This is a genomic window from Algoriphagus sp. AGSA1 (genome assembly GCF_021390545.1).
GTDB lineage: Bacteria > Bacteroidota > Bacteroidia > Cytophagales > Cyclobacteriaceae > Algoriphagus.
Genome location: NZ_JAJUWR010000031.1, coordinates 20,827 through 33,934 on the forward strand (window position 1 = coordinate 20,827; position 13,108 = coordinate 33,934).

Below are 13,108 nucleotides of genomic sequence, written 5' to 3' on the forward strand. Positions count from 1 at the left end.
TGTACTATCAATTTAAGAAGAAAGTTTGAATACTTTTTTCTGTGAATCATTTGGGGAAGCAAGGCGGTAATTGTTTACCCCTCCCCGCCAGATTTCTGCCAGCTTTTTCAACCATTCATTGAAGCTGTATGATTTGGTTTTCTTGGTAAGCTGTTTAAACTTGCGTTTGAACTCTACATCAACATCTGCACTCACTTCTATCCACATAGGTTTTATTCCCATTGCTGTTAATATAATAACATCCGCCCTTCGGTCCCACATGTAAAGCATTTCCATTATGGTAGCAAGAAATTGATGGGAGAGCATCTTCTTCATCTCCTCCGCAACTAAAGCATGTCAGCATTAAGGCGAAGGCCAATATTTTAATTTTCATTTTATCTATTAGTTAAGTACCAATTATTTATTTTTTCTCATTTGAAAGCACTTCACCTGTTCTAAATTTTAGGGCTACAAGCCTTACCTCTTCATTTAACTTTACCTCGACTGTAATAGTATCCTCAATCTGGTTAAGCAGCTTAATAGAACTACTACATCCAGGACAGGTGGTTACACCATAAAAGTCTAATATATTTTTGGTCCAGGATTGGCAGATTAAGTAATCAAAGCCTTCCACTGAATTCTCCCATACGGCTAAAAAGAAATCTACTTCAAAATACAATACTCCCAGCGGAGGAGAGTAGGGCGCTCTGCATTCCCAACGAATGCTTTCTGAAAAATCGCTGCTTATAAATTGAGTATAGGATACGCCATAGTCATTAATCTCTCCGTTATACTCTAATAAAAAACCACCTTTCCAGGGTCTTACATAATCGAGAAAGGGAAACGCATTTCTAGGGATATATTCAGTTGTGGATTTAAGCTCCCAATTATCATGGCTAATCCTTAAAAGGCTTTTAGAGCTGATAGCATCCTCATTTAGGACTGTATTGGAAAAACCGTAAATTTCGAAGAATTCAAAGTCCCAAACCATATGGGAATGTAGAATGGGATTATAGATTGCTTCTGGGATAAGAGAATCCGGATCCAGGTCTATAGTATATTCAGTTATTTTTTTATCTGGTGATTCAAAAATACCCAACCAGAACTCTCCATTAGCACCTCCATAGAGATAAGTATGTTTTGTGGCTCCATACTCATATAATCCCAAGTAATCCAAGTCCTGTACATCAATTAGGGAACCATAGATGGCAATTAAACTGTCTCTAAATGCAAGTTGTGGATCGATTGGACTGCTAGGTTCATGAGATTCCTTACATGCTGTGCAAAGTACTGCAAACGCAAAAAGGAACAGGATTTTATTGGTAAAAATCTTCATAGACCGATTTCTCCATAATATTTACTATTCGATACTATTTCCCTGCACCTGCCTAAAAAACTCCACATACCTCACATTCGGAGGATAAGTCGCCAGTCTCGCCAGTCCCATTTCCAGCAGATGCGCATTTAGGAATGTACTGTCCTCCAGATACACATAAGCCAGAGTCCTTCCATACCTGTCATATTTTTGCACATCATATTCCAGCAGTACTTTCTTCCCCTTCAGCAGGTTCTTCACATATTCAGAGGCTTCCTTTCCTCCCGGCTGCTCGTCTGTCAGTCCTTCCCATTTCACTTCTGGTGTATCCACACCGATCAATCGGATTTTCTCGTTTTTCCCGGCACCAATCTTCACCCAAAAAGTGTCTCCATCCACGAACTTGTGAATCTTGTATGGACCATATCGTTCTTGGGCAAAGAGTAGTGTGAATGTGGAAAATAAGAAGATTAGAACTAAAAGAAATTTCCTCATGGCAGTAAAACAGGTTACACTATCAATTTAAGAAGAAAATTCGAATCATTATTGGTCAAACTACCATTTTTGTTACTTTTAGGATATGGATAGTAAAGGGAAACTTACATTTCTACCGGAAGGTAAAAGACAGCAAATTTTTGAAGCACGGGATCTAATTATTGAAAAAGTTCCAGAGGTTGAAAAGATTTTTTTATTTGGTAGTTATGCAAAGGGTAAATGGGTGGAAGACAGATATTTTGAAAATGGGATTCTTTATGAATATTTGAGCGATTATGATTTTTTAGTGGTTACAAATAGACCTCTTGGTTTAGTAAATGAATATTTCTATCAAGACAAAATTGTAAACAGTTGGAAGCATAAAATCCCTATTAACCCACATGTTCAGGATTTTGGTAGTGTAAATGAAGGCCTCGAGCTGGGGCAATATTTCTTTGTGGAAATTTTGAATGATGGAATTCTTCTTTTTGATTCTACCCTTCATCAATTTTCGAAACCTAAGCTGTTAACTGAGGAACAAATAAGAGCCTTGGCATTAGAAAAGTATAAAAAATGGTATAAAGGCGGATTAAGAATTTTGAAATATGCCAAAGTAGGTATGAGTGTTTCCATTTCTGAAAAGGAGGAATTAAAGGATATAGCTTTTCTCCTTCATCAGGCAGCAGAACGATTTTTTAGCTGTGTATTATTGGTGTTTGGAAATTATAAGCCCAAAACACATAACCTTTCTAAGCTCAGAGAATACGTAAAGGTCTATTCGAAAGAATTGTATCTTTTATTTTCACCACTTCCTGAAAATCCGAAAGAATATTATTTATTTAACCTATTGAAAAGCAGTTATATAGATGCTAGGTATAAAGAGGAGTTTCAAGTGTCTGAATCAGAACTTAATTTTTTGATTGACAAAATTGAAAGGATGGGAAAAATAGTCAAGGAAGTATGTGAAACTAAGATCAGTTAATCTTATAGTACAAATACACTCGACCTTTAGCGGCAGGCTTTTTTGAAATAACTCCATTTTTCACAAGTTCTCCTAATGCTCTTGAAGTAGAACTGCTTTTAATTTCGACTCCTAATTCCTTACTAACAAGATCTAAGATTTCACTTACTTTTTTTGGGGCGTGTAGTTTCCCTTCTTCTACAAGTTTTATCAGTATGGGTACTACAGGTTTCCTTTGAAGTTGATCTTTAAAGTTTTGGTTTAATGGGAGTTCAACCTGTACATCAAATAAGAATTTAGGGTAATATCCCAGCGCTACTGAAACGTTTATAATAGTAGTTAAGGTTGTGCCACCTACTCCTGATTCAAGTCTTGAAATCTGAGCTTGAGTTACTTTTGCTAAATGAGCTAATCCTTCTTGCGTAAGTCCTCTTTCTAATCTAAGTTCTTTAGCCTTTTCTCCAAATTTTTTCTCAAAATCTCTATATCGTTTCACTTCAGAAATATGAGGTGGAATAGCTATTTTTATTATATCGATTTTTGTATATTGAGATTATCTATTATATTTGATTCATACTGAGTCTCTTTACTGATGCCTGAGAACAACAGCGTTAGAGACAATGGAAGATTTTCAAGTATTTGATCATTTGATGAAATTGAGGGTTGGGACTCCTTTAGTCTCAACCGGCATCTCAGGCCTCAGTACAGGCTGGAGTCCTGCCCTCGATAAATCAAGTCCTAGAGGTACCCGTTTCGGGTGCTGTGGCGAATGCTTGGACCATCTTCAAGTAATAGATTTGCTTACATCAGTAAGCTCTTTTGAATTACTATTCAGAAGGAAACCCAAGAATCCGATTTAAATATCGGGACACTTTTTCTCCTTGATTGCCCCGCCGTGGCGGGCTATCCATTCAGATCAGGGAGTGACGAAACTCACGATGGAAGATAGTCCGACTCGCGATAAGGACATCCGGTAGCCCATCACATTACCTATTTCTTATATCATTTTAAAAAGCCCTTTGGGACTTGCTGGAAGAACTATGCGCTGTGGCGTAAGTATGTTCTTTTCTCAAGGCTTCGAAGGCATTTACTGGCATGAAAAAACATCTATTCACATGCTTCCTGGCATCGCTATTCCTGTACGGAAGTGAATTAAAGGCACAGGTTGATGTGTCGCCCATAGGGGCGGATTTTCTTCATAGGTCTGTGCCCCAAGTCTCCCCTGAACAAGGAGACCTTCATCGGGGCGGGGAGACCCGTCCCGATACTCTGCCGGAGGATGGTAGTTTGGTTGATTACTCCGGAATCCATGGGCAGGAGGGCGAAAGTCCTTCTGCTTTTGATACGCTTGGGTCCGCTGTGGTCTGGGGGATGGTGTCCGAATATTCTGACAGGGACGTAGTTTTTCTGGAGGTTTATCAGGATTACTATTTCAATTCGGCCAATGCACCCGAATCCAGTTTTGTCACCATGCCGCTGGCGCCGGGGAAACTGATGGAAGGGGCTTATCCCAAGGATAAAATCTTCCAATACAATCTATTGGACATGGAGGGGAATCACTGGCTTTCCCTGAAACTCAAAGGCTCTGGATATATCCTGGACAGGATGCTGATACAGCCGGGTGATTCTGTCCAGGTCTATATTGATCTGGAAAAAACACAGGTGATGTTTGCCGGTCCCCAGGCAGATAAATTCAAGTTTCAATATGGATTGCAGTTGCTGGAGCGGGAATATTATTTGGACAGGGACCGTGTCATGGTTACCGATGGGGTAGAGAAAATCATGAATGATCCGGTGCATGGCAAAGATTACCGAGAGGTGATGTTGGGTGCAGGACCCAAAATGACATTTATCACCAGAGGAGCGGAGGAACTGACCAGAATAAGAAGTTTTGATCCCTACGCCAAAGGAGGGGTGCTTGCTGTTAAGGCCGCTTTCATTGAGACTTGGGAAGACCGCCTAGACGGAGATTACCTGGCCTTCTTTAAAAGAGAGGGGCAATTGGATGAGTGGAGAAAGCATCTGGGCAAAATCAACAACGCTTTGAAGTTTGCGGAAATCCGTGGGGACAGTTCGATGATAGCCTCTTTGACCACCCTAGGGAAGGAGCGACTTCAGTTGGCTGAACAGGAAGTGGAGAATTGGCTGTTTGCTTTCTCTGCTGAGCTGATGGAATATACCGACCTGAAGACACGGCTAGCCAGCCGGTTGTCCGGTAAACCTGATCTGGATATTATCCAGTCCATCACACCTGACTGGCTGAGGGAAAAAGCACTGGTCAGGAAGTTCTATAAGGCGTATGAATCCATCGAGAATGTGGATGCCTCCCTACTGGATGCACTGGGTACAGTGAATGGGGGAGATGCCCATGATCTGCTTACTGCACTTGCCAAACTCAAAAGTACCGGGTCACCGGTGAGCGGATTTGAATTTCTTTCCAGGCAAGGGGATCCGGTGTCTCTGGAAGAACTGGACGCCGAACTGTTTTTTGTTGAGTTCTGGATTACCGGTTGCAAGGCCTGTGTGGCATTCAAAGAAAATACACTTACGCAGATACAGGAAAAGTTCGGGGAGGATCCCAGGCTTAAGGTGATCACCGTGTCTGCAGATTTTACCCGGGAGGTATGGGAGAAAAGCCTGCAGTCGAATAAATACACCCTGCCTGGATTCACCAATTTATATACAGGAGAGGGAAACAGAAAACATCCATTCCTGAGGGAGTATGGCATCAGAACATTCCCGAACAGAATTATTCTTGATGGAGAAGGCAGGATACTAATGGTTTCCAATGTGCCTTTCAGCGGAGATGAACTGATCCCGCTGATACAGGGATACCTGGAGAAATCCTCCCTGTCTGTTTCTGAATCTGAACTACACAACAAACAAACCATAGAATGAAAAAAATACTACTACTCTGCTGTTGCCTAGTCTTGGCATTGGGTTACAGCCATGCCCAGGAGCTGTTCCCGGTGAACGGCACAATTATGATCGAAGGGGAAAACGAACCCCTGGCAGGAGCCACCGTACGGGTGAAAGACACCGATATACTTCTTATCACAAAAGAAGACGGCTCCTTCAGTATGGAGTTGGAAATGGGAACGTATATGTTCCAGGTTGGCTTTATTGGCTTTGTTGCCAAAACAATTTCTGTGGAAGTGCCTAGCTCCGCTCCCTTGGTAATTTTTCTTACGCCTGAACTGCTGAGCCTGGAGGGGGTGGAAGTCTTGTCCACGGGGTATCAGGAACTGCCCGCAGAGCGCGCGACAGGTTCATTTTCCCAGGTGGACAATGAGCTGTTTAACAGGAGTGTAAGCCCTGATTTTATTTCCAGGTTGGAGAATGTGACTTCAGGACTTGTATTCAACACTACAGGAGGACAGGCGGACAAGATAAGCATCCGAGGCAGGAGTACCCTGTATGCCGATACGCAACCTTTGGTGATACTGGACAATTTTCCATACGACGGGCCATTGGAGAATATAAACCCCAATGACATTGAATCAGTGACTGTGCTGAAAGATGCCGCGGCAGCTTCCATATGGGGAGCCAGGGCAGGCAATGGGGTCATCGTGGTCACCACCAAAAAAGGGGGATACGGCCAGCCTCTACAGGTATCCTTCAATGCAAATGTAAACATCCGCGAAAAACCGGATCCATACTACCAGCAAAGGATGACATCCGCTGAATACATTGAGGTGGAGCGCCTGCTTTATAGCAGGAATTATTACAGTTCCGCAATTTCATCCGCGGCTAAATCACCGATCACACCGGGAGTGGAAATCCTGTACGGTATGGAGCAGGGAACAATACCCGAACAGGAAGGAGAAAGACAGTTGGCGGCACTGGCAGCCCATGACATCAGGGATGACTTTAACAGCTATTATTATAAGCCTGCTGTGTTTCAGCAGTATGCACTTCAGCTATCAGGGGGAACTGGAAGCCAGCTTTTCGGACTTTCAATGGGATTTGACAACAGTTCACTTGACCTGAGGGAAAACAAGGATAGCAGGGTCACAGTCCGTGCAAACCATGAGATAAATTTCCTCAAGGACAGGGTGAAATTCACAAACCTGATAAACCTTGTCCAGAACAGAAGCCAAAAAAACAATGAAGGTCCAGGCTCGGTTGTCTTCACCGGCCTTATCGATACCTATCCTTATGCACGTTTATCTGATGATCAGGGAAACCCGCTGTCCTTGGTAAGGGATTACCGGGCTTCCTATGTGCAGCAGGCGGAAGATTTGGGACTGTTGAACTGGGAATATAATCCGCTGAACGAAATAGGGCTTTCCCCGGAAACCGGCACTGCCCAGGAGATCAGATTGACATCGGGCATGAGTGGGCAGATCGCCAAAGGATTAACCGCTGAGTTGTCCTATCAGTACTGGAACAGAACGAATTATCAAAAGCAACAGTACTCCCAGGCAAGCTATTATACCCGGAACCTGATCAACTCATTTACCCAGCAGGATGGGGAGGGAGAGTTGTCCTATGCGATCCCTAAAGGGGATATCCTGGATGAATCGAATACCCGGGCTGAGAGCCAGCAGTTCCGGACTATGCTCCGTTATTCCGCTGTCTGGGGGCGTCATGAGCTGAATATGTTGGCTGGCTTTGAAGCCAAAAAGATGCAGACAAATTCCTCCTCTCACCGATATTACGGTTACCTGCCTGAACTTGCTGCATCTGGTTTGATAGATTACCAAACTCGCTTTCCGTATTTCCACAATCCAGGAAGGTCTAGTACCATTTCTTCCGGTGACGGACTTTCGGATTTGAGTGACAGGTTTCTGTCCTATTATTTCAATGTAGGTTATTCTTACAATAACTTATTGGACTTTACTTCAAGTCTGAGACGGGACCAGTCCAACCTTTTTGGCGTGAAATCCAACCAGCGTGGCGTTCCTTTGGGGTCGGTAGGTCTTGGATGGACGCTAAGTCAGATGGGCTTTTATATATGGGATGCATTGCCTTATGTTAAATTGAGATCCTCATTTGGATATAACGGTAATATCGACAGGACGCTTACGGGGGAAACCACCGCCATATTCCTGACTTCCTCAGGTTCTTCTGCCAATCCCGGACTTCCCTATGCCCGAATCTTAAATCCTCCCTATCCCAATTTGAGATGGGAACGAATCAAGATCATCAATACGGGACTGGATGTGGAAAGTAAATCCGGTAGGATAGGAGCCAGTCTGGAATTTTATTGGAAACAGGGACTGGACTTGATCTCTGATACCCCTTTGCCTGTTTCCAGTGGATTGGACAAGTTTCGGGGAAATGCGGCCAATACAAGAAGTCATGGCGTTGATTTGCTATTGAATACCATTAACCTCCAAAGCGCTGTGACATGGAGTACCCAGTGGCTGTTCAGCACAAACAAGGAGGTGGTCAGTAAGTATCTATTGGAGTCGACACCGATAAATATTCTTATTGATGGAGGTGGAGGCAGCGGAGTCTTTTCCCCCGTAGAGGGCTACCCTCTCTTTCCAATATTCAGTTATAAGTGGGCCGGATTGGATCCGGACACAGGCAATCCAATGGGTTACCTCGATGGAAATCCCTCGGATGACTTCCTGTCCATCTATAGAAGTTCAACAACAGATGATCTGGTCTACCACGGTTCAGCTAAGCCCACTGTATTCGGGTCTGTAAGAAACACCTTCAGTTACGGTGGATTCAGCCTTTCCTTTACGCTATCTTACAAATTTGGATATTACTATCGAAGGGAATCTGTACGGTATAGTTCCCTGCTTACCGGAACACCGGGGCATTCGGATTATAGCAAAAGATGGCAAAATCCTGGGGATGAATTAGGGACCAGTGTACCCTCACTTCCTGATGTGAGGAACAGTGTCAGGGATTACCTATATCTCTATTCAGAAGCTTTGGTGGAAAAGGGAGACCACATCCGATTACAGGATATCAGCTTCTCCTATAAATTCCCCGGTTCATCCAAGGGCAAGGTCTTTTCCAATCTGGAAATATACAGCTACCTGAATAACCTGGCCATACTCTGGAAGGCATCTGACGATCCCTTGGATCCGGACTTCAGGACAATGAGACCATTGCGCTCAGTTGCTTTTGGAATCAGGGGAACCTTCTGACGGGGTTCCCGGGAAACTCCCTTTACAGGCAGTATGGAAGTTTCTTACACTTTCCGGGGACCTTATTTATTTCTGGTAGGGGAAACTTCCGGTTGAATTGACTGAAGTACCCAACATCAATGAATTTTATGCTGAGCATATCAACAAAATTGGATAAAAATGAAAACACCTATAAAAAATACCTGGCTGATCGTATTGATCACCCTATCTTTCGCCTGTGAGGGATTCCTGGATGAAAGACCGAATAAGAAAATTCTTGTACCCACCACATTGGAGGATTTACGGGCAATGCTGGACAATACTTCTGACATGAATGTGGTTCCGGCTTTTGGGCTGTTGGGTTCGGATGACTTGCTTATCTCGGATGCTGGATGGGCAGGCCTGTCCACCACTTCTGAACAGAACGCCTACATTTTTGCCGAAGAAGTGTTTGAAGGGACCACTTCGGCAGATTGGGCACGTATGTACAGGCAGATTTTTGTGGCCAACGTAGTCATTGGTCAAATTGGTCCCGGGCAGCAAACCAATGAGTTGTTCGGAGAGGCGCTTTTTCATAGAGCCCATGCCCATTTTATGCTGGTCCAGCTGTTTGCTGCACCGTACAATTCCCAGACAGCTGGGCTTGACCTGGCAATTCCCCTCCGTCTTAATCCAGATATGCAGGAAAAGGCACCACGAGTGGATATGGCGACATACTATAGTCAAATACTCACTGACTTGGAGGATGCGTTTGAAATGCTTCCTGCTTATTATTCCATTAAGAGCCGGCCGTCAAAAATTGCAGCAAAAGCTTTACAGGCACGGGTTTATCTGACTATGGGAGAATATGAGAAGGCAGAACTGGCAGCAGACTATGTTTTGGGTTCCCCAGACCATGAGCTGTTGGAATACGGTAAACTGGACTCCCTTAAGACCTATCCCTTTGCTACCTATAATGCTGAAGTAATCTTCCACAGCTCAGTGCTTTCCCATAGTTATCTCAGTGATGGAAATGTCAATGTTTGGATCCATCCTGATATTTACGGTTCGTATGCTGTAAATGACTTAAGGAAAAATCTATTTGGGAATAAAAGAAGTAATGGGGGCGTATCCTTTAAGGGTCAATATACGGGTGATTTTTCCAGGTTTGGTGGATTGGCTTTGGATGAGGTTTACTTTATAAAGGCTGAATGCCTGGCACGCTCAGGTGAAAATTCAAGTGCTTTGGAAGTCTTGGATCAAATTCTGGTCACCAGGTATATTGACGGTACCTATGTTCCATATTCTGAAAATATGCCGGATGATGTGCTGGGTGAAGTATTGAATGAAAAAAGGAAAAGCCTGATCTACCGAGGAGTAAACTGGATTGATTTGAGGAGATTGAATATGGAAAGCACGTATGCCAGAACAATTAAAAGGACGGTTGAACAACAACAATACATCCTGACTCCAGGAAGCAAAAAGTATGTATATCCTATTCCTGACAGCGAAGTGAACCTCAATCCTATTCCAAACAATGACAGAAGTGGCTAATATATAAGTGGTTAATACAGAGTTAGTTAATAAAAGGGAGGATTTCTCCTCCCTCCTTTTAAGGTTTCCAGGCAAAAGTACCTGATTCAATTACTGTCCCATTTGGAGCATCGTAGAGACACTCTCCGTCATCTGAGCAGGTATAATCCACCCCCAATGTAAGTTCTGTGACATTGATGAATTCCATAGGATCATCTGGGTCACGGGCATATTGTTCGGCTGGAAGTGGGTTTGCGAAATTCATGGCCATGGCCAGTGTTGCTCCGAACACTAATCCCAGTGCGGGGAGCAGGTTTTTTAGTGATTTCATAATTGAGTGGTTTTTGGGAGTTGCCTCCCAGTTAAACATAAATTATATTTAATCCACTGATCCGGAGTCCCTTCCGAGGACTTTATCCTTCTTGAGGAATCCGCCCAAGGACTCCGGTCCAGCGGGTGAACCGTCCGGGTAGCCCCGGTCTGGGAGTCGGTCCCGCTCCCCGCACCGCCGAGTGTGGACTGGCCTTTCTACTCCCAGTCTTAGAAAGGAGCGGTGCACTGATCTTGCTAATGGGAAGATTTATATCCCATGAAAATGCTATTTTTCTGGGTTGGGGCCTTCAGCAGCCCTGCCCTTTTTTTAGTTCTTGGTATATTGGATTCTTATAACTATCTTATAGTGTGAGAGTTGCTTGATTGCCCTGTGATCACCTAAGCAGGGGACTTTTCAGAGTTCCCTGTTTTTTTATGCTGATCGGGATTTGTAATCCCGATCCCAAACCGTAGGATTTCCAATCCGATAATTCACAAACGCTGCAGACCTCCTCGGGACAGGCTTACGTACTGCCACCATACTTCATGTCCGAGGCAATGGCCTTATTATCTTTTTTGACCTAGGGTTACACCCTTCGTTCCTCAGGTCTCCACCCTAGGCTATTACAAGTCACCCCGTTGGGGTTCTCCTAATTTTTCAATCCGCCACGGCGGACTAGTTCTTCAAACCAGCTCGCGCAAGTCTCCTGACTTGTGCGGTGGATAATGCAGTCTCCCGACTGCTTTTAGTTGATAGGTAAACTTTCCAATTCAACATGTATTTGTTGCTCGACTTCCGATAATCGTTGTGATGTTATCCTAGGATTTCCAATCCGATAATTCACAAACGCTGCAGACCTCCTCGGGACAAGCCTTTGTCTTATCACTATGTCCCATGTCCGAGGGGCAATGGCCTTTTGGTCTTTTTTACGCCGGGTTAAAACCCGGTGCTCCGCCACGGCGGACAAGTTACAACATCTGCCATGCCTACGGCATTGCTCCGTTTCCACAGGGTTCTGAAGATCAATCAATCCAAATTTTCATCACCTGTCCAGCTTAACCTTTAACTTTTAACCTTTAACTTTTAACCCTTAACTTTTAACCCTTAACTTTTTTATCCTATAAGATCTCCGTGCTCTTCATATTTCCTCTGTGCTCATTTACCACCAATCCCCACACCGCCACCCCAATAAACCCCAGATTCAACCAAAAATGCGGCGCCCAGCCCAGACTCTCCAATATCCCCGCACAGTTGCACGGTACCCTGGGAAATGCTCCTACCCAGATCAGTCCCACATAAGTAATAAATACGGTCAGCAGTAAGGTGCTGCCTAGGTATCCCCACCAGCGCGTCACCGAAAAGAGCAGGAGCCCGGCGACCAGCAACTCTGTTAGTGGCACTGCATAAGCCAATACTTCCGCTAGCTCAGCTGGAAAGGTTTGATTACGAAAAGCATTCCTGCTTGCCCCAAACCGAAGGAGTTTGTCCATGCCGGTATAAATCCACAAGAGGATTAATAGTGCAGGGGGTAATTTTGATAGGTTGTCCATTATTGTCGGTATTGTCCATGATATTCGTGTGGCTTTTATGTGTGTATTTCTTTCTATTTTCTTTAACAAGCTGTAAATCAGTTGTCAGTGAAGGTAGTTTTTGGTTTTTATGCTGTAATAAATGTCTGGAGAAATAGAATCCAATAGCAAGGATCTGGCGAACATGGCGGGCTTTTAGGTGAAACTTACACCCACACGTTCTTTTTGAGCTGATGCAACGTATGGTATGAGTTACTATTTTTGGCAGGATGGCGTCTGAATCCGGATCATTTTCTATGAATGACCGCCATAACTGATTAAAGATTAGTCAATTGAACTGTTATACGATTCAGAATTTGAAGAAAAAATATTGTGCAGTAAATTATAGTGATTATCTTAGTTTGATTTAAAGTTTGATTACTTTTTCGGACTAATCATTCCTTGTAAAGGTGGAACTTCATGGGAATGGTAAGGTGGATCTGTCTGAAGTATGTTGCTGAGTCTGTCGGAATCGAGCTGTATAGACAGATAGTGGCTGAGGAATTCTTTCTTCCCATGCTACTGCACAGGGATTTTCCATCTGTTTCCTTAAAAGTAGCCAGCAATTTTAGTGTGCAACTGTCAGTACTATAGCGCACTGTTGGTAGTGTATAAAAAAACCTGCCCCGTGGCAGGTCTTTTAGAACCGGGGATTTTTTGATGTTTATTATCTTAAAATATACCGGTACAGCTGTTGACTTCAGCAGAAGTCCTTCTAAAACATATCAGTTCGGATGCTCCGATTAAGCACGGGTAATGGTAGTACGGCACTCCCTGAAGAAGCTTCTTGTAGCCTTTCCTTTGTTGTTGCTTTTTTTCTGATAACTGATTTTCCTGATGGATAAGAGTGCCTTTTGACATTCATCCAATGATTGTTTGTTGATCATAACGTATAAT

The 13,108-nt window shown here is 43.6% G+C and carries 11 protein-coding genes; 4 read left to right on the forward strand and 7 right to left on the reverse strand.

Going from position 1 to position 13,108, the window contains the following annotated elements; all coding sequences use genetic code 11:
- Positions 1-12 precede the first annotated feature (12 nt).
- From LZF95_RS20930 to LZF95_RS20940, 3 genes are all read right to left on the reverse strand, one after another.
- The gene (locus LZF95_RS20930; RefSeq protein ID WP_233757127.1) at positions 13-315 is read right to left on the reverse strand and encodes a hypothetical protein; all 303 of its coding nucleotides are present in this window, start codon (positions 313-315) and stop codon (positions 13-15) included.
- 85 nt (positions 316-400) lie between these two features.
- Entirely contained in the window at positions 401-1,315 is a 915-nt protein-coding gene (locus tag LZF95_RS20935; RefSeq protein WP_233757129.1) for a hypothetical protein, read from the reverse strand.
- 24 nt (positions 1,316-1,339) lie between these two features.
- On the reverse strand, positions 1,340-1,789 hold the full coding sequence (locus LZF95_RS20940; protein ID WP_233757131.1) for a thermonuclease family protein: 450 nt from the start codon (positions 1,787-1,789) through the stop codon (positions 1,340-1,342).
- Between the two features lie 85 nt (positions 1,790-1,874).
- Here LZF95_RS20940 and LZF95_RS20945 point away from each other — a divergent pair, with 85 nt between their 5' ends.
- Positions 1,875-2,750: a HEPN domain-containing protein gene (locus tag LZF95_RS20945; protein WP_233757133.1), complete on the forward strand. Its 876-nt coding sequence runs from the start codon at positions 1,875-1,877 to the stop codon at positions 2,748-2,750.
- On the opposite strand, the gene LZF95_RS20950 is transcribed toward LZF95_RS20945, so the two are convergent.
- On the reverse strand, positions 2,743-3,225 hold the full coding sequence (locus tag LZF95_RS20950) for a helix-turn-helix transcriptional regulator (RefSeq protein ID WP_233757135.1): 483 nt from the start codon (positions 3,223-3,225) through the stop codon (positions 2,743-2,745). The two genes, LZF95_RS20945 and LZF95_RS20950, sit on opposite strands and share 8 nt — an antisense overlap.
- Positions 3,226-3,824: 599 nt before the next feature.
- Between LZF95_RS20950 and LZF95_RS20955 the strand changes: the two genes are divergently transcribed.
- The 3 genes from LZF95_RS20955 (at position 3,825) to LZF95_RS20965 (ending at position 10,351) form a co-directional block, all read left to right on the forward strand.
- A complete protein-coding gene (locus LZF95_RS20955; protein ID WP_233757137.1) occupies positions 3,825-5,627 on the forward strand; it encodes a thioredoxin family protein in 1,803 nt (600 codons plus the stop codon).
- Complete coding sequence (locus LZF95_RS20960) at positions 5,624-8,839, forward strand: SusC/RagA family TonB-linked outer membrane protein (protein ID WP_233757138.1); 3,216 nt, start codon at positions 5,624-5,626, stop codon at positions 8,837-8,839. Before LZF95_RS20955 ends, LZF95_RS20960 begins: the two co-directional genes overlap by 4 nt.
- 159 nt (positions 8,840-8,998) lie before the next feature.
- Entirely contained in the window at positions 8,999-10,351 is a 1,353-nt protein-coding gene (locus LZF95_RS20965; RefSeq protein WP_233757140.1) for a RagB/SusD family nutrient uptake outer membrane protein, read from the forward strand.
- Between the two features lie 58 nt (positions 10,352-10,409).
- On the opposite strand, the gene LZF95_RS20970 is transcribed toward LZF95_RS20965, so the two are convergent.
- From LZF95_RS20970 to LZF95_RS20980, 3 genes are all read right to left on the reverse strand, one after another.
- Positions 10,410-10,661, reverse strand: a complete 252-nt coding sequence (locus LZF95_RS20970) for a hypothetical protein (RefSeq protein ID WP_233757142.1) — start codon at positions 10,659-10,661, stop codon at positions 10,410-10,412.
- 1,100 nt (positions 10,662-11,761) lie between these two features.
- Complete coding sequence (locus LZF95_RS20975; RefSeq protein ID WP_233757144.1) at positions 11,762-12,193, reverse strand: MauE/DoxX family redox-associated membrane protein; 432 nt, start codon at positions 12,191-12,193, stop codon at positions 11,762-11,764.
- A 761-nt stretch (positions 12,194-12,954) separates the two neighbouring features.
- Complete coding sequence (locus LZF95_RS20980) at positions 12,955-13,098, reverse strand: hypothetical protein (RefSeq protein WP_233757146.1); 144 nt, start codon at positions 13,096-13,098, stop codon at positions 12,955-12,957.
- Between the last annotated feature and the right edge of the window lie 10 nt (positions 13,099-13,108).